We start from the raw sequence: 17,598 nt of genomic DNA on the forward strand, positions 1-17,598 counted from the left end.
TCTCCTTTATTTTCTATTCTACCATATTTGTAAGGGCACTAATTAAGAATTTCAAATCGTAAAATCACCAGACATTCCGACTATAGCACTTTGCCTAATACAGATTAAGAAACCTCTCACATCATCAGTAGTTATTCTCCTCTGGCCTCAAGGTCTTTGGTTCGACACTATGTTGCTGACTTTATAAGTATTAAGGAGGTCATGGATGACCATTGCCAGAAAAGAACTGGTGGATTCCCACTCGCCCGGATTTTATCACTGCTCCACTCGTTGTGTTCGAAGAGCCTTTCTTTGTGGGGTAAATGAAGAAACTGGCAAAGACTATTCTCATCGTAAAGACTGGATTGAGAGGAGAATAAAGGAACTGAGCACCCTCTTCTCCATTGATATCTATGCTTATGCGGTGATGAGTAACCATTATCATATTGTGTTGTATCTAGACCCATTGGCACCACTACAATGGAGCAATGATGAGGTCGCAGAGCGATGGCTTGCTATTTATCCCAGTAAAACTGACGTCAGAAGAACTCTTCGAAAACAGGCCATCTTGAACTCACCTAAAACACTCGCCCTCTATCGACAACGACTCGGCTCCCTCTCCTGGTTTATGAGTCGATTGAATGAACCCTTAGCTAAGCTCAGTAATCAAGAAGATGACTGCAATGGCAAGTTCTGGCAGTCTCGCTATACCTCTCAAGCCCTATTGGATGAAGGAGCCGTACTTTCCTGTATGGCTTATGTGGACCTGAATCCCGTCAGAGCGAAAATCACTCAAAAGTTAGAAGAGTCTCATCACACTTCCATCAAGCAGCGACTTAATGACATAACTGATGACAAATCACTTAATGAAACATTACTTCCTGTTTCAGGCTCTGTAAAACAAATTACTCAGAATATATCAAACAGGGACTACATTAATCTGGTTGAATGGGCAGGTAAAGCGATTGTTCATCCCAATAAAGCCTCCATACCTAAAGAAGCTCAATCCGTACTAGAACGTCTCAACCTACAGAGCAACCATTGGTTAACACAACTTCAATCCTTAGAGAGTCGTTACTGTCGAGTCATAGGTCCGGTTGAGTTTATTCGACAACGAGCCAAGAAGCTTTATCGCCGTTGTTTGCACGGAATCAGTTCGGCTAAGCTGCTTTATTCCTGAGTTAGTACAAAGAAGTCCTTATTTCGCCTATGCGAAAGGCGCTTTATCATCCAGAGAAAATGTCACTCCCAATTTCGCATTAATCTATATGACCCAAACAAACTTTTGAGAACAAAATTCAAATAGAAAACACCTTCAAATTTAATGCAGTTGCTTGTAAGAAGTGTTTTTAACTTCTTGTAAACAGGATGTCTGCTTGTTGTTACTTTTAATAAAAGGCCCAGCTTCAAGTTGAAAGTGCACCATTTATTTCATTATAAACTTCGTTTGGAGTTCTGTAATCCAGACATTTACGGGGCCTGGAATTAAGCTGATATTCAATCTTTCTTAAAGCGGTGTCAGTAACCTCTGTAAAGTCAGTTCCTTTAGGTAAGAACCGTCTGATTAAGCTGTTTATTTGTTCGACAGCGCCTTTTTCCCAGCTATGGTATGGCTGACAAAAATAAGAGTCACAATTAAGGCGTCGATTAACCTCTAAATGCTCAGCATTTTCAACACCATTATCATAGGTTATCGACTTAACTAAATGACCTGGATGCTCAGACAATCGCTTTACTATGGCATTCTTTGTTACGAATGCCTTTTTCGAAGTAAGTTTTGTTATATGAGTTAGCCTGGAAACTCGTTCTAATAAAACGTTAATCGCGCACTTCCTGTTTTTAGACTCAATGGAATCACTTTCCCAGTGACCAAACTCTGAGCGGTTGTTAATCGATGGAGAACACTCAAGAATGCTTGTTTTTAAACTGATTTTTGTGGGATGTTTCCTATAGGGATATTTCTTTCTGCGTCTTTTATGTTTCCTTGGAAGAAACGCTCTAAGCTCTGGAGCTTCTTTATAGATGAACTGATAAATTGACTCATGGCAGATATATCTCAACTCATTTTCCCGCTTTAGCCTTCCAGAAATAATTCCTGGAGACCAACCTAGCTTTAATTTCTCAATGACATAGTTTTGGGTTTTATCACACTTAGTCAGTATCTTCTTTGCCCTATTTTTGAGCATGCTTTTATAGGCTTGATGTGCTGGGTGAGGGTAATAACAATCAACATAATAAAAGTAAGTATGCCTTTTTATTTCTCGACTAATGGTTGAATGTGAACGACTTAATCGCCTTGCTATTTCCCTGATTGACTTCTTCTGGTAGTGAAACCAATCAAATATTCTCTGTCTCTCAAATAGAGATAGATGTGAGTAAATCTTTCCCATTGTGCACCTCCTTGGCATATAAGCCATTAGTATAGGTGGTGCACTTCTATTTTGAAACCAGGAGGAGTGTCCGCTAATGCAGCGTTTATCCTCTACTTTCAATAATCGCATATATTTCTTGAGCTTTATGTATCACTTGATCAGCAGTCGTTTGGGCATATCCCAACTCAATAGATTTATTCAAAAACTCCTCAGACTGACTTCGGTTTCCATCCAACTCGCTGATAATAGATAGATTGAAATAAGGTATCGGATAATCAACATCGATTTCGAGAGCACCATTAAACATCTCTCGAGCATTCTCAACATCTCCCAGTTCAAGATTACAAACACCAATATTGTTTAGCGTCATGGCTTCAATATCTTTGGTATAAACAAAACCTCCTAACCATATAGTATGTTTTAGCCAACTTTTATTGCTCAGTTTTCTGCTAAAGTTGTCAAAACACTCTTTTGCCTCTTGGTACTCACCCTGAGTCATTAGTTGTCTTCCCTTAAAATGTTCTCTAAGCAATATCCCTTGAGCACGACCAGGAATTAAAGCAACTCCAACAATCGCCAGCAATACAACAAAATTTCGATCAAATGCATGATAGAGATAAATCGCCACTACCATTAAAATAACGATAGCTGAAAAATAAATTATTTTGTACCGTGTCGTTCTAGTCATTGAGATTAATCACTTATACCTGCGTTTCGATTTACCAGACACCCTACTTAAATTCCAGGCATAAAAAAAGGCCCGATCAAATGATCGAGCCTTTAAATATGGCGTCCCCTAGGGGATTCGAACCCCTGTTACCGCCGTGAAAGGGCGGTGTCCTAGGCCTCTAGACGAAGGGGACTTAGGACTTAACAGATTTTACTCTGCCCCACCGAACTTGTCGGCAGTTGAGACAAACAAGTATAGCTTGTCTCCGATAAAAAACGCCTACTCGATGAGTAAGCGCTCCAAATAATGGCGTCCCCTAGGGGATTCGAACCCCTGTTACCGCCGTGAAAGGGCGGTGTCCTAGGCCTCTAGACGAAGGGGACTTAGGACATCTCGGTGTTTTCACACCGAGATTAAAAATCTTGGTGGAGCTAAGCGGGATCGAACCGCTGACCTCTACAATGCCATTGTAGCGCTCTCCCAGCTGAGCTATAGCCCCGAAGACGGAGCCGAATATTATAGATAGACCTGTAAACTGTCAATAAAAAAGATGAAAAAAGTATTAAATTTCTATGACTTGGGTGATAAGTGATCGCGCTAAGATAAGAATCGATTGAAGAATCATCGAATCGCTCAAGATTACGCCATCTTATTGATTTCTCACACTATAATAGACAGACACATATTTTTGCCAGCAGCTCATAAAACCCACCCTTCTCTATCTTCTTGGTTCACCTTTACACGCATCCTATACAAACACTCCAAATTTGCCCAACAAAAAACTACTCAATTAAGTAGTGCATTTTTCTAAAAATTCACATACACTCAATAAAAAACATACATCGGGATATCTAACCATGGAATACTCAGGACGCTGTCATTGTGGAGCCGTTACTTTTACCTTTCAATTGCCTAATATTGACGCAGGTCTTCAATGCAATTGCTCTATTTGCATTCGTAAAAACGCCATTATGTCAGCGCATTACGTCGAACCTGATCAATTCAATCTGCTGTCTGGCAAAGACGCATTAACCAATTATCAATGGGGCGATAAAGATGTTAACCACTACTTTTGCAAGCATTGTGGTATCTACCCTTTTCACGATACTACTTATGACCCAGGCAAATACCGTATCAATCTAGGTTGTGTCGAAGGACTTTCTCCCCGTTCACTAAAATTGACTCAATTTGATGGCAGAAACCAACTATAGACTTTAGAGAGAAACACATGACTTCCGCAGCCATTGAACTATCCCCCTATAACACCAACTGGCCAAAACAGTTTGAGCAAGAGAAAGCCTTCTTATCCCCTTTGCTCGCCCCCTGGATAGGTGGCAGCATCGAACATGTTGGCAGCACTTCTGTTCCGGGGCTTACGGCAAAACCTATCATAGATATAATGGTTGGCGTGACCTCTTTGGCTGCTTCAAAAGAAGCTATCGAAGTACTGACTCAAAATGGCTATTGTTACTATCCCTATAAACCTGATGTTATGCATTGGTTTTGCAAACCTTCCGACGCCTTCCGAACCCATCATTTGCATCTTATTCCGTTCGATAGTGAGTTATGGCACCAACGATTGCTGTTTCGAGATCGACTGAGAAACCATCCAGAGTTAGCTAACGAGTATCAAACTTTAAAAATCAAACTGGCAGAACAATATCGAGATGATAGAGAAGCTTACACTCAAAAGAAGTGGCCGTTTATTAAAGAAGTGCTCAATCGTCAATAAATTAATATACCCGTCGCCTTTCAAGATGCAGCGCTGTTGTTCAAGTTACAGCGCTGCGCGCACTCACCCCAATCGCTTAGTACAGCTAAGCTCAGGGGATTCGCTTGCTGGCCGCCTACCTGCACCTTGAAATACTTTGGGTATGGATAACGATTGACCCTCGAGCAACTCCAGCCTTTAGGCTTCTGATCAATCACTTTAATCAGGAGCCATTATGAACCCTCAACGCCAATCCGCTTTTTATACCGCTCTAACCAATGCTCATCGATTGATGCGAGAAGAACAACCTCAAGCAGCTTTCTATCAACTAGAAAATGCTCATATTCTGGGACAAGATAACTGGCGTCTGCATACTCGCAGTCATTGGGAAATGGCAAAATGGGCCATTAAGTATCGAAATCTAAACGAATGGATTGGACAGGGTTTTCGCATTATAGCGGCATTGTTATTTACCCATCTCTGGGTTCCTCGTGGCAATACAGGCGGCGCAAACGTTAACCCTTTTAAACCCATGCCAATACGCGAAGCATTGCTCCCCTACTTTAAAGATGGACAAAATATGGAATAGAAGAGCTGCAACTATTCAATCTCAATCGGGTTTGGTACTCTTGACTTATTACAAGAATAAAAAAGAGGCGCATCGTGAAAGCTTTTATAACTGGAGCCACCGGGTTTCTTGGGACCAATCTGATATTTCTATTATTAAAGCAAGGGGTAGAAGTTCATGCTATCCGCCGTACTACATCCGACATATCTGCCTTTAAAGACTGTTCCATAAACTGGTATGAAGGCGATGTACTCAACTTTGACTCGCTTAATTCAGCTTGCCCTCAAGATGTAGATACCATCTTTCACATTGCCGCCGATACCAGCATGTGGTCACAAAAAAATGAACTGCAAAGTAAGATAAATCTGGGCGGTACTGAGAACATTATCCAGTTAGCTTTAACACGCGAAAATTGTCGTCTGGTCCATACTTCTAGCATCGCTGCCTTTGGTATTCATCACAACGAAACGATCACAGAAGAAACACCCCAGCGAGGCGGCGACAGCATCGCCAACTACTACCGAACTAAATATTTATCAGAACAAAATATTCGCAAGGCAGTAAAAGAACAAGATCTCGATGCAGTCATACTGAATCCATGTCACCTGGTTGGTCCCTGGGATACCCACAACTGGTCACAAATGTTTACGTTGATTGCAACCGATAAACTGCCGGGTGTGCCACCAGGTTTCGGTAGCTTCTGTCACATCGAACAGGTTGCTCATGCCCACTGGCAAGCTGCGCTCAAAGGCCGCAAAGGTGAAAACTATATTCTGTCAGGGGCTGACGCTTCGTTTGTAGAGTTTGCGCAAAAAATTGGTGGGTTATTAAATAAAAAAGTACCTGAGAAACCTATCCCTGCCTGGCTATTAACCATCATTGGCCAAGTGTCAGAGTGGTGGGCGTTTATTTCTAAAAAAGAACCCGACGTCACTCCCGAAAAAGCCTTAATTGTAAGCGACGTATTAAAAGTCAGCAGTGCAAAAGCACAAAAGGAGCTTGGCTACAATGCAAGCGTTCCACTCGATGATATGCTGCAAGATTGCTTCGACTGGTTACGCCAGCACAAGCGCATCTAAATTTTAGAGTTTAGTCTGGCTGGTCTTGATGATCGGCCAGTTCTTGCCATTGATTTTCCATCACCAGCTCATCCAAATCTCGTCGATGCGCCCAGTTTTCAATACTTAACATGGGTTTGTCATAAAACGCATCAACATGGCCTAAGCATAAAACTGCAACGGGCTGGCTACCTTCTGGCATCTTTAACAAGGTCGCCAGTTCGCTTGGCTCAAATAAGCTGACCCACCCCATGCCCAAACCTTCCGCTCTGGCCGCTAACCAGATATTTTGAATCGCACAACTAACCGACGATAGATCCATCTCCGGCATGGTTCGTCGGCCAAATACATGTTCTTCTCGCCTATCAGCCAGTGCAACAACAAGCACCTCAGAGCATTCCAGTATGCCTTCTACTTTGAGCCGCATAAATTCGTCACTGCGCTCCCCCATCGCTTCGGCAGTAGCAACACGCTCCTTCTCGACAAGAGCATGGATAGCTTGGCGTGTATCATGGCTGGTAATTCGAATGAACCGCCAGGGCTGCATAAAGCCAACGCTGGGAGCCTGATGGGCCGCCGCCAACAAACGCTTGAGTGTTTTCTCTTCAATCTCACCCGCCACAAAATGGCGAACATCACGGCGCTCATAAATCGCTCGATAAACGGCATCGATTTGTTCTTGTGGGTAGGCATGCTGGCTCATATTGAATTCTCTTTTACACTGGCTTGCTAGTAAATATTAAAACAGTCGCAAGTATCATAGCGGAATGAAATAGAATGAAAAGGGAATTTTTGGAGACTTGAACAACACATCCAGCACAGGTAAATTGAGCAAGCATTAAATAACGGAGCCTACACACTTTTATGTCACTTGTCGGACTAGGTAACAAACACTTTAAACTAGCCATTTATATACAGAATCGACCACCCCTAGCGGAATATGAACAACTGTCTCATTTGCAGCCCATGGTGACTGGAGAAATTGCTAGTATTGCTCAACAAACGGGCAACCATTGGCGAAAAATTTTTAATGTGTATGCCAAGTTAGCGTTCGAGCTCGACTCCCTTCAATGGAATACCTGGCAACAGCTGCGTGATCACTATTTGCTACAGGCAGACTCCCAGCAAGCACTGCTTTTTTGTCCGCCTGATTTTAGCAACATAAAAACAAAAAACCGCATTCATCTTATTGCTGGCAGAACCTATGCACAAACACTAGACCTGCCGTCTATGACATGGCTTAACGAACAATTTGCGATCAACGAAGAAGCTCGATGTGTTATTACGCCCTACTTAGACTACCGCCAGTTATCCAATAGTCGTATTACTTTTTTAGTTTCTTTGATTAAAGACTGGATGGACTAATCACACACAAAGCTTCACTCACTTGGTGCTTCAAAGGTTCGAATTTCTCCCATGTTCATCAGTGTTTTATGGACAGGACATCGATCAGCGATTTCTAACAGGCGTTGACGTTGTTCAGCCGTTAGTTCGTCGCCATAAAAACGAATATACCTTTCGATAACATCCATTTTATTGCCAGCATCGTCACAGTTTTCACAATCTTTTAAATGCTCACGAGAGTGAGATAAAGAGACATCCAGATCAACCAAAGGAATCTTTTTGCGATTAGCGTACATACGAATCGTCATCGAAGTGCAGGCACCTAAAGAAGCCAGTAATAATTCATAAGGATCAGGGCCCAGATTGCTGCCGCCAACTCTAATGGGCTCATCAGCCTGAAAGAAATGATCATCAGTAACAATATCGCGCAAAAACTGTTTGTTTTTTTCTTTAACAACCACTTGCCCACCACTCACAGATAGCGATGAGTTTTTATGGACAGGCTGGTCATCAGGCAAGTAACGAGAGACCCACTCGCTAATCGTGTTTGCGACATACTCTGCATCTTCTTTGCGAGTCAGTAAGTGATCCGCATTGTCTAACGAAACAAAACTTTTAGGATGCTTCGCTGCCTGATAAATTTTTGCCGCTTCGTTAATCGACACAGTGGCATCTTGTGGAGAATGAAACACCAATAATGCTTTTTTAAGATGGGCTATTTTTTCTGCCAGAGATTGTGACTCAATATCGTCAAGAAACTGCTTAGTAATCACAAAGGGTCGCCCAGCCAAACTGACTTGCGCCGATCCTTGCCTGACAATGTCATCAATATCACATGCAAATTGCTTTTGCACATGCTCAGGATCCGATGGAGCTCCAATAGTCACCACAGCTTTGCATTCTGGAATCTGTTCGGCGGCAGCCAAGACAGCAGCTCCCCCCAAACTATGACCGATCAACAAAACAGGCGCCAAATAGTCGCGGCGCAAATGTTCTGCCGCTGCGATTAAATCTTGAACATTGGTTGAAAAGTTAGAGTTAGCAAAGTCACCATCACTACTGCCGAGCCCCGTAAAATCAAAACGCAGTACGGCAATGTCGCGGGCTGCTAACGCTCTCGCGATACGAGAAGCTGATGAGATATCCTTGCCGCAGGTAAAACAGTGCGCAAACAGCGCAAATCCACGAGGTTCATTCGCTGGCATTTCAAGCAGTGCAGAGAGCTCAATGCCCTGCTCGTTGACAAAGGTAAACTTTTTTCGTTGCAGCTTCATAGTTCCTCTCGCTTATGTGGGTTAGGACCTGTTGGTCTAAATAAGACTATTGAGAGTATAGAATTGTTACGCTACAACGGCTGAGTTTATTAACTTGAAATCACCTTCAGTCGATTAGAGCTTTAAGTTGCTCTTTTAGCTCGTCGATTTCAAGCTGCATTAATTCAACTTGCGATTCCAGTTCTGCTACCCGCTCCTCAACTCCAGAAGCAGAGGGTGAAGTCATCACCGGCTCTGGCGCTGTGGACTGCTCTTCCTGGCTATCACCTAACAGATGTTGCCAACGGCTCTCACGCTTACCCGGTTCACGCGGCAAGGATTGAACAAAAGGTCCATCTTCACGACGAGATAACTGCAATAACACCGACTCCACTTCGCTCACATCGCGAAAGTTACACAGTCGATTGGTACGACTGCGCAATTCTCCCGGCGTTTGGGGTCCGCGTAAAAAGAGGACGCATAAAATACCCAGCTCTTGCGCCGTTAACTTAAGCTCACCGAACTCGGTATTACAAAATCGATGCTTATATTTAACCACACGGCTGCCTGATGCGGTGTCTTCCATAATCAGGTGGATAGAAGCCAACTCATCCAGCGCATTTTGCACATCGCTTTCTGCCAGAGACAATACCGGCTCACGGTTACTTTTTTGATTGCACGCGTTGGTCAACGCATTGAGTGATAGTGGGTATTGTTCGGGAGTGGTAACTTCTTTTTCTATTAAACACCCTAAGACTCGAGTTTGATGAAGCGATAATGCCAGGCTCATGAGGTTTCCTTTCTAATATACCCGTCGTCTTTCAAGGTGCAGCGCTGTTGGCCGCCTACCTGCACCTTAAAATACTTTGGGAATTGATACTGCGATGAGGCTCAGTCTATTATCACTCTCTGATGATATCAAGCCGCCTTTTGCAATCACAAATCAAGCTCTGGATTGATCAGAATCACTCCTTCGCTAAAGATTATTTTGATATACTAGGCTATTCTGCAAAGCAGCTCAGCCGGTAGGGTTGACGCCCTAAGTTTTTTACATTGCACCTGGTCAACACCAGTGCAGTCTAAAAGACGATAGAGGTATAACGATTGTTCTGGCTATAACTAACGACTTTTAATGAAAATACTCTATTACTACTTCTACCTTAGTGACGGCTACAAAACTCTGTTTGAAATCAATTTTTGCCTACTGATTGTTGGTGTAACAACGCTCACATGGCAGGCATTTTTTCACGATAAGCGCATTGCCCTATTTGGCCTACTTGCCGGAGTCGTTGGTAGTTTACTGTCTGCGTTGATTGTCGATGGCGGCGCCTTTATCAAAACGGCATCGCGCTTAATCATCCTGGGCCTGTATCTGTATTTTATTATTCGCTACTTTAAGCACCGCTTTGTCTGGATGTCGGTGGTCGCTATCGTATTTTCGCTGTTTGTTGGCTGGAAAATGCTCATGTTTGCCAAACCCTCCGCAGAGCATCGAGTACTGCAAACATTAGAACGAGTCATGCAATCTCCTCTCCCCCCTCCAGAAAGAAGACGGCCTCATCGCCCTTAATGGGGTAATGCTTTATTACATTTCCTGACTAGGCATGAAGGGCGTATACGGTTAGTCTGGCGGGATGAAATAGACTTAAAGCATTTCAAAAGTGCATGTTTAGGAGGCATAACAACAATGAAGCTTCGCCCTTCACTCATTAGTAGCGCCCTTATCTCTACCCTTATGCTGGGTTGTGCAGATACGCAAACCACCTCTCAGCCAACCAACCAGGTGCCTGTCACAAAAGCCGCACAGGCAGAGCAAAGCAACCCGTTATTGCAAGAATGGTCTGGTCCTTACGGTGGTGTGCCCGCTTTCGATACGGTTAAAGTCAGCGATCTGGAGTCTGCCTTTACGGTGGCAGCTCAAGAGAGCCTCAACGAAATCGATGTCATAGCCAACAATCCAGCGGCACCCACTTTCGATAATACAATCCTTGAGATGGAGCGTTCGGGCAAAGCACTGAATCGTCTGTTTGCCTATTTTGGCGTGTGGAGTTCAAACCGTTCTTCAGAAGAGTTTCGTGCTGTTCAGGTCAAGCTGATCCCTCAATACGCCCAGTACAGTGCAAAAATCAATCGAAATGAGCGTTTGTTTGCACGTATTAAGGCCGTGCATAGCCCAGAGGTGATGAAAAGCTTAAATCCAGAGCAGCAACGCCTGGTACAAATAACCTACAATAATTTCGCACAGAATGGCGCGACTCTCGAGCCTGCTGCCAAAAAGCGGTTTGCCGAAATTAACGAGCAGCTAGCACAGCTACATACTCAATTTGCTTCAAACGTACTGGCTGACGAAGAAAACTACGTTCTCTATCTCACCAAAGAACAACTGGGTGGCTTACCTGACTCCTTTGTATCCGCAGCTGCAGCTGCTGCAAAATCGCGCGGAAAAGAAGGCTCCTATGCCATCACCAATACGCGCTCATCAATGTCTCCATTTTTGACCTACTCTACCGAGCGAAAGCTACGTCAAAAAGTCTGGGAGACCTATTACAGTCGTGGTGACAACGGTGATAAACACGACAACAATCAACTGATTGCGAAAATTTTGAAACTACGCCATGAGCGTGTCCAATTGCTGGGCTTTTCTAACTACGCTGAGTGGCGTTTGCAAGATCGTATGGCTCAATCCCCTGATCGTGCGATCAAATTAATGGAAGCAGTTTGGCCCGCCGCCATTGCTCGCGTAAAAGAAGAAGTCGCCGACATGCAGGCAGTTGCCAATAAACTAGGCGATAAAATTACTGTTAAACCCTGGGACTATCGCTACTACGCCGAAAAAGTCCGTAAGCAGAAATACGATCTGGACTCCAACGAAATTAAGCAATACCTACAGCTCGATAAACTTCGTGACGCGATGTTTTATGTTGCTGGCCGCTTATTCCACTTCGAGTTTACGCCAGTCAAAGAAGGCAGCGTTCCAGTTTTTCATCCCGACGTTAAAGTATGGGAAGTGACCAACAAAAATACCGGTGAACATGTTGGTTTATGGTATCTCGATCCTTTTGCACGTAAAGGCAAACAATCTGGAGCCTGGGCAACCAGCTATCGCGGACATACCACTATTGATGGTAAGACGAATGTTTTGTCCTCTAACAATTCCAACTTCATTAAACCTGCTCCTGGTGAAGTCACGCTCATTTCATGGGATGATGCCGAAACCTTCTTCCATGAGTTTGGCCATGCCTTACATGCCCTTTCTTCAAAAGTAAATTACCCATCTTTAAATGGCGGTGTTCGAGACTATACCGAGTTTCAATCGCAACTATTAGAACGCTGGTTGTTTACAGATGAAGTGATTGATCGCTTCCTGGTTCATAACAAAACTGGAAAACCAATGCCCCAATCATTGGTTAAGAAAATTAAAAAAGCGGCGACCTTCAATCAAGGATTTGCGACGACAGAATACTTGGCGTCTGCACTGATTGATATGAAATTGCACACCATTGATCCTGCGAATATTGATGCGGATCAATTTGAGCGAGAAACGCTTAAAGCGCTAAATATGCCAGAAGAGATCGTTATGCGTCACAGAACACCGCACTTCGGACACATATTCTCTGGCGAAGGTTATGCAGCGGCTTACTATGGCTATATGTGGGCAGAAGTGTTAACCGCTGATGCAGCAGAAGCTTTTGCCAATGCGCCTGGTGGATTCTATGATGAAGCTCTGGCAGAAAAACTCGTAGAGCACTTATTCAGCGTTCGTAATGCCGTCGATCCGGTAGAAGCCTACCGAGCGTTCCGTGGCAAAGATGCCGACATCAATGCTCTGATGCGAGCACGAGGATTCCCTGTCGTTCGTTAATAGCTGATGAACAAGCCCCTGACTTCGAAAGTCAGGGGCTTAATATTCTTATCTCAAATTATATTGTTCAGCGACGTCCGTCCAATCATCTTTCCAACCACGCTCAAAATAAACAGTGACTTGTCGAAGATCTCCATCTTCTTCAACTCTCCATTCTTCCCAGTCATCTTCATCCCAATCTTCTCGTTCATCATATAGACTCAATTGATTGTTTTTTATTGCCGCAGTAATAAAATCTAAAAAGTCATCAAAGCTTGCTGCAATGACGGATACAGGCTCTGGCTCTGACGTAGGCAAATAGATAATTTGTCCATCCTGCCCCTTGACGTCAGGATCAAAATCAATGCACAAATATTGCCCCGATTCATCACTGGCAAAAGGAATCCTCTTGGGGTTATATAAATTAGGTTTTATCATACCTTTTTGATAAACACTCTCAGGCTGATGATCATCCCATGACTTAAAGCGCTCTATTTCGGCAAGCACCCGATCAAAGCTTGAGAAAAACAGGCCCATCGTTAATAATTTTTTTTCGCCCTCTCCATTGGCATGCTGTAGTAACTCTTTATAGGTTACAGGTAAATCAAAACCCAATGCAGATTCTAATTTATCCAGCTCATCCGTCGTCGCTCCTTTATTAAAGCAATGTTCAGTGACTTCTATTTTAGAATCTATAGCCTTAAAAAACTCTTCTATCTTTTGACGGCTCGCAGTCATATTTATTGCGCTCCCATATTATCTTTATTTTACTTGCAGTAATTAGTTGTCTTTTTTGTAAACTCTTTAAAAAAGCAATACCCCAACGAAGAACTTATTTAGGGCTTCGCAATATGGTCGAAAAAATAAGCTTGCCATCTTTTAATATTAAATGATAAACACGATCAAATTCGTGATGATCCATTGCCCACTCATCTGCCCCCAAAAACGAAGCCAATTGCGGTGTCGTGTTACTGTGCCCGACCACAACATAATTGCCTTTCTTTTGCTTAAGTTGCTCGGCAAATTGTTTAAGTTGACGAGGATCATAAAGGGTTACGTCTTTTTTATAATGTTGTGCGAGGGGCTTAACCGTTTGCTGAGTGCGCTGATAATCGGTCGAAAAAATGCCATCTATTGCTGCATCTTTTAAGAAGTGACGGTAAAAACCTGCTCGTTGTAGACCTTTTTTAGTGAGCTCAGGATCTTTGCCCTGCTGCTTTTCGGCATGGCGAATCAGGTATACACTCAGAATATCTTCATTGGGTGCAGCAAGAGTAATATCAGACAAGCCAAACAATACGAGTGCCAATAACACAATTTTCATCCAAATCACCACTTTTGTTTATTTAAAGACTTATGAGGCTATTTTAACGAATTTCTCTAAAGCAAATAAGCCAGTTGCTGGTAAATATAACACTATCTCAATCCCCACCCTCTCAGTAAGTGCCTAAAAGAAATAGAGATTCTGTTGTATCAACTCCTGTGCTTTATCTTTCAGTGTACAGATGTACGCCAAACGGGTAAGATGCAACTAATCCTACCAGTTAGCAAACCACGATGAATAATTTAACAACATCCGCCTACTCTCCTCTTGAAGAACGCCTGAACGGGTTAACTCACGGCGTCGGATTTCTATTAGCCATTGTTGGTTTGGTCATGCTGCAACTCAAAGCCGAAGGGCCCGTTGCGATAGCCAGTACCCTTATCTACGGTATCTCGTTGTTGCTTGTCTTTTTGTCATCGACGCTCTATCACACCATCGCCTCACCCACTGCAAAGCCCATTCTAAAAATGCTCGATCACTCCGCTATTTATCTATTAATAGCAGGAACCTACACTCCTTTTTTATTAGTTTCTTTAAATGGTTGGTTGAGTAGTTTAGGTATCACTCTTATTTGGGGATTGGCGTTAGTAGGATTATTGCTCAAGTGGTTCGCTGGTAAACGCTTTGCCAAAATCTCTGTCGCTTTCTATCTGCTAATGGGCTGGATGGCTATTTTCTTTATCTATCCACTTTATCAAGCAGTACCCACTAATGGACTGTGGTTATTATTGGCGGGAGGGATATGTTTCAGCATTGGCGTGATATTTTACGTTGCCAAGCAGATTCAATACACTCATGCGATCTGGCATTGCTTTGTTATGGCAGGATGTGCTTGTCACTTCTTTTCTATTTATAGTTTCGTGATCTAGTTCACAGCTTAGAGTAAGCAACTCATTTCATCTTCAACAACAAGGTGAATATAAAACAATCAGACAACTTCTGTTACCCACTAACAAATGCTAACAGCGCTACTTTAAAATCATAATTAACTATTTGATATAGTAATCAATTTCTAAGTTACAATTTCTTTTTAGGTAATATTAGCAATTGATCTGATAGCAAAGATCACTATCATCATTCTTCCCAATAATTGACTTACCATATAAAGCGAATGTCTGAAAAATGGTTATGGTTGCCTGATGATGAGCGTATTATTCATCAAGGAGAATCTTTAGAACTCAGTACTCTGAGCTGGCAATTATTTCATCTATTTAATGACTCCCCTGACACAATTCACTCAATTGAAGACATAAAATCTAAGCTCTGGAGCGATAAGCATGTTGTTGATAATGTTGTCTATCAAGGAATTAGAAATCTACGAGTTGAACTCAAAGATACAGATAAAGCGAATCAACTGATCGTAAACATCCCGCGAAAAGGTTATTCCTTAAACAGAAAAAAACTGACAACTGAGAAATCTACGGCTACTAAAAAGTTCAATGTAAATAGAAAAGCCGGAATATGGATATTTTTATTGATAATCAGTACAAGTATTCTGCTAACTCACCTCTTCCAGCAAAATGAGTGTTTGAACAACTTATGTATCGACGATAAGACGCTTCTTCATAGTCAGCACCCTATGAAGCCCAAAGTCGAGCACCTGAAAGCAACGCTCGGCTCCTCAATCAAACTGGAAACACCACTGACGTTAACGATTCTGCAACTCGATAAAACAGAGAATCTAATAATATCGATTACATCCCCTATAGATGCTTCAACAAAATACTTATCGACGGTCAATCTAAAGCGAATAGACACTCAAGCCTTAATCACTCATATTCAAGACTCGATATTTAGCACTCACATAAGTAACGACACACCTCATAACCTTCCCGTTCTTTTATACAGTGAAGAAAAAATACAGTCTTTATTTTCAATGTATTGGTCAAATCAAGACAAATTCAATAGAGAGATGAAAAAGCTAAAAGAAAAGCACTTCAATAACAACTTAAACTCCCAGCAAGCCCTTACTCAATCTCATTTTCTCAAGTTACTCTTGGCTTTCTACGAGTTCCACGAAGCTTCGGATAATGAGCTTAGGAATAGCATCAATTTTTTTATTAAGCACTACCCTGATAATCATTTCACTTATATCGCCATATCGCTTTTTTTTGCAAAATACGATCAGTATCAACAATCTATTAAAGAGCTCCAAAAAACACATGATGATGCTCTTAGTTTGTTTCTTCATGGAATGTATCTCAAACATCTTAAAGAATTTGAGTCAGCTCACAATAAGTTTAAACTCGCTTTCGAAGCTCGCCCTGAGTTTGAAGACAACACATTGATGCTGATTGATAGCACTCAAACTCAAGACAAAAGCTCTAAACTACTTGCTCACATGGCCAATGAAATAAAAAATCTTAATTACGAGCAAAACCTTGCTCACGTTTATCTAGCAGCGAACTTAATACAAACGTCACAATTAGCAGATGCTTTGCAATTTATGGGCTCAAAAACCTTACTATATTCCTGTAAGCCTATGACACTGGCTAACCTGGCCTTTGCCAACCTAAAAGCTCGAGACTTCAATATGTATCGACATTGGAAGAATCAATTAGAGGAACACTGGTATCAATTAGTTGCAGGCCATTCGCTAGACTATAGATTAGCTGTACTTACTGGTAACTTCTCAGAATTTATCGATCAAATTGAGCAAGATATCGAAAAAAGCTCTACGATAGAACAAGATCCTGATGGCCCCTTCTTATCGATGTATTACTTATCTTCTGCTGCGGTAGAAGCACATGAATATAGCAAAGCTCGTGAGTACTTATGGAATCTAGATAACCTCCAGATACACGACAAACGTAGTGAAGCATTATTTAGAGCTCAGGTAGAACTCTATAAAGCCAAGTTACTAAAGCTCAATTCGAGTCCTTATGAAAACAGCCTCAAGAAAGCCATGTTTTATATAAGTAGCCTGACAGCAGGAGAACTAAACTCCGCTAATGGACACTTCCTTTTGGCTCAATACTATCTGTTAATGAAAGACCTGAATGAAACACTGCTTCATCTTAATAAAGCAACCAAACAATCATCGTTCTATGCACTCACCTGGAGTAAGCACCTTATATTTAAAAATGTCAAAGCGACGCCTCATCTTTCAAGCAATCGAAAAGCCCATCTTAAAAGCATCGAAAGCATAAAAAGTGTTCTTGCTCAAATTAATGAAACTTATTCAAAAAACTGCTCAAAGGAATGAGCCTTCCCCTTGATTAAAACCGTATCAAAATAACACTTGCCCTTTTCTCCTCTATTATCTTGAGTATTAATCCCTCCTCAGACTACTGGCCTAATAATTTACTTCTTTCGCTTCGCGATATAATCTTCTGCTCATTACTACTTAACAAAGTTCAAGAGTACTTTTCACCAAATCATACTTTTTCATAATCTAGTCAGATTAAATCAGAGCTAAATGATAGAGAAATCCATTTTTAGAAGATAACTTGGCTGTTCCATTTCGAACTTAATAAGG

Annotated in this window: 17 protein-coding genes and 3 tRNA genes; 10 read left to right on the forward strand and 10 right to left on the reverse strand. The window is 42.1% G+C overall.

Annotated elements, in window-relative coordinates; translation table 11 throughout:
- The first annotated feature begins 205 nt into the window (after positions 1-205).
- Positions 206-1,159, forward strand: a complete 954-nt coding sequence (locus tag NH399_RS04365; RefSeq protein ID WP_253037249.1) for a transposase — start codon at positions 206-208, stop codon at positions 1,157-1,159.
- A 226-nt stretch (positions 1,160-1,385) separates the two neighbouring features.
- Here NH399_RS04365 and NH399_RS04370 read toward each other — a convergent pair whose 3' ends face one another.
- The 5 genes from NH399_RS04370 to NH399_RS04390 all read right to left on the reverse strand — a co-directional run bounded on the left by NH399_RS04370 (position 1,386) and on the right by NH399_RS04390 (position 3,520).
- Positions 1,386-2,369 carry an IS30 family transposase gene (locus NH399_RS04370; RefSeq protein ID WP_253037250.1) on the reverse strand — a complete coding sequence of 328 codons (984 nt, stop codon included), beginning with the start codon at positions 2,367-2,369 and terminating at the stop codon, positions 1,386-1,388.
- An 85-nt stretch (positions 2,370-2,454) separates the two neighbouring features.
- On the reverse strand, positions 2,455-3,039 hold the full coding sequence (locus NH399_RS04375) for a tetratricopeptide repeat protein (RefSeq protein ID WP_253037251.1): 585 nt from the start codon (positions 3,037-3,039) through the stop codon (positions 2,455-2,457).
- Positions 3,040-3,138: 99 nt separating this feature from the next.
- Positions 3,139-3,214, reverse strand: a tRNA-Glu gene (locus NH399_RS04380).
- A 114-nt stretch (positions 3,215-3,328) separates the two neighbouring features.
- A tRNA-Glu gene (locus NH399_RS04385) sits at positions 3,329-3,404 on the reverse strand.
- A 40-nt stretch (positions 3,405-3,444) separates the two neighbouring features.
- A tRNA-Ala gene (locus NH399_RS04390) sits at positions 3,445-3,520 on the reverse strand.
- A gap of 358 nt (positions 3,521-3,878) precedes the next feature.
- Here NH399_RS04390 and NH399_RS04395 point away from each other — a divergent pair.
- The 4 genes from NH399_RS04395 to NH399_RS04410 all read left to right on the forward strand — a co-directional run bounded on the left by NH399_RS04395 (position 3,879) and on the right by NH399_RS04410 (position 6,379).
- On the forward strand, positions 3,879-4,232 hold the full coding sequence (locus NH399_RS04395; protein WP_253037252.1) for a GFA family protein: 354 nt from the start codon (positions 3,879-3,881) through the stop codon (positions 4,230-4,232).
- Positions 4,233-4,249: 17 nt separating this feature from the next.
- On the forward strand, positions 4,250-4,753 hold the full coding sequence (locus tag NH399_RS04400) for a GrpB family protein (protein ID WP_253037253.1): 504 nt from the start codon (positions 4,250-4,252) through the stop codon (positions 4,751-4,753).
- A gap of 214 nt (positions 4,754-4,967) precedes the next feature.
- The gene (locus NH399_RS04405) at positions 4,968-5,321 is read left to right on the forward strand and encodes a DUF3703 domain-containing protein (protein WP_253037254.1); all 354 of its coding nucleotides are present in this window, start codon (positions 4,968-4,970) and stop codon (positions 5,319-5,321) included.
- Positions 5,322-5,395: 74 nt separating this feature from the next.
- Positions 5,396-6,379 (forward strand): NAD-dependent epimerase/dehydratase family protein, encoded by a 984-nt coding sequence (locus NH399_RS04410; protein WP_253037255.1) that lies wholly within the window; start codon positions 5,396-5,398, stop codon positions 6,377-6,379.
- Between the two features lie 10 nt (positions 6,380-6,389).
- Here the strand turns inward: NH399_RS04410 and bluB are convergent, their stop codons facing one another.
- Positions 6,390-7,061: a 5,6-dimethylbenzimidazole synthase gene (gene bluB, locus NH399_RS04415; protein WP_253037256.1), complete on the reverse strand. Its 672-nt coding sequence runs from the start codon at positions 7,059-7,061 to the stop codon at positions 6,390-6,392.
- 161 nt (positions 7,062-7,222) lie between these two features.
- On the opposite strand from bluB, the gene NH399_RS04420 reads away from it, so the two are divergent.
- Positions 7,223-7,723 (forward strand): hypothetical protein, encoded by a 501-nt coding sequence (locus NH399_RS04420; RefSeq protein ID WP_253037257.1) that lies wholly within the window; start codon positions 7,223-7,225, stop codon positions 7,721-7,723.
- A gap of 14 nt (positions 7,724-7,737) precedes the next feature.
- On the opposite strand, the gene NH399_RS04425 is transcribed toward NH399_RS04420, so the two are convergent.
- Both NH399_RS04425 and NH399_RS04430 read right to left on the reverse strand, forming a co-directional pair.
- The gene (locus tag NH399_RS04425) at positions 7,738-8,976 is read right to left on the reverse strand and encodes a bifunctional alpha/beta hydrolase/OsmC family protein (RefSeq protein WP_253037258.1); all 1,239 of its coding nucleotides are present in this window, start codon (positions 8,974-8,976) and stop codon (positions 7,738-7,740) included.
- A gap of 106 nt (positions 8,977-9,082) precedes the next feature.
- A complete protein-coding gene (locus NH399_RS04430; RefSeq protein WP_253037259.1) occupies positions 9,083-9,745 on the reverse strand; it encodes a YceH family protein in 663 nt (220 codons plus the stop codon).
- A gap of 342 nt (positions 9,746-10,087) precedes the next feature.
- On the opposite strand from NH399_RS04430, the gene NH399_RS04435 reads away from it, so the two are divergent.
- Both NH399_RS04435 and NH399_RS04440 read left to right on the forward strand, forming a co-directional pair.
- Positions 10,088-10,525, forward strand: coding sequence for a hypothetical protein (locus NH399_RS04435; protein ID WP_253037260.1), 438 nt, complete (start codon positions 10,088-10,090; stop codon positions 10,523-10,525).
- 117 nt (positions 10,526-10,642) lie between these two features.
- The gene (locus NH399_RS04440; RefSeq protein ID WP_253037261.1) at positions 10,643-12,817 is read left to right on the forward strand and encodes a M3 family metallopeptidase; all 2,175 of its coding nucleotides are present in this window, start codon (positions 10,643-10,645) and stop codon (positions 12,815-12,817) included.
- Positions 12,818-12,865: 48 nt separating this feature from the next.
- On the opposite strand, the gene NH399_RS04445 is transcribed toward NH399_RS04440, so the two are convergent.
- On the reverse strand, positions 12,866-13,534 hold the full coding sequence (locus NH399_RS04445) for an SMI1/KNR4 family protein (protein ID WP_253037262.1): 669 nt from the start codon (positions 13,532-13,534) through the stop codon (positions 12,866-12,868).
- 94 nt (positions 13,535-13,628) lie between these two features.
- Positions 13,629-14,120, reverse strand: a complete 492-nt coding sequence (locus tag NH399_RS04450) for a histidine phosphatase family protein (RefSeq protein ID WP_253037263.1) — start codon at positions 14,118-14,120, stop codon at positions 13,629-13,631.
- Positions 14,121-14,353: 233 nt separating this feature from the next.
- Between NH399_RS04450 and NH399_RS04455 the strand changes: the two genes are divergently transcribed.
- Together NH399_RS04455 and NH399_RS04460 are read left to right on the forward strand one after the other, a co-directional pair.
- On the forward strand, positions 14,354-14,989 hold the full coding sequence (locus NH399_RS04455; protein WP_253037264.1) for a hemolysin III family protein: 636 nt from the start codon (positions 14,354-14,356) through the stop codon (positions 14,987-14,989).
- A 242-nt stretch (positions 14,990-15,231) separates the two neighbouring features.
- Complete coding sequence (locus NH399_RS04460) at positions 15,232-17,325, forward strand: winged helix-turn-helix domain-containing protein (RefSeq protein WP_253037265.1); 2,094 nt, start codon at positions 15,232-15,234, stop codon at positions 17,323-17,325.
- Positions 17,326-17,598: the final 273 nt, after the last annotated feature.

Source organism: Pleionea sp. CnH1-48, assembly GCF_024124665.1.
Classification (GTDB): Bacteria; Pseudomonadota; Gammaproteobacteria; order Enterobacterales; family Kangiellaceae; genus JAMXSB01.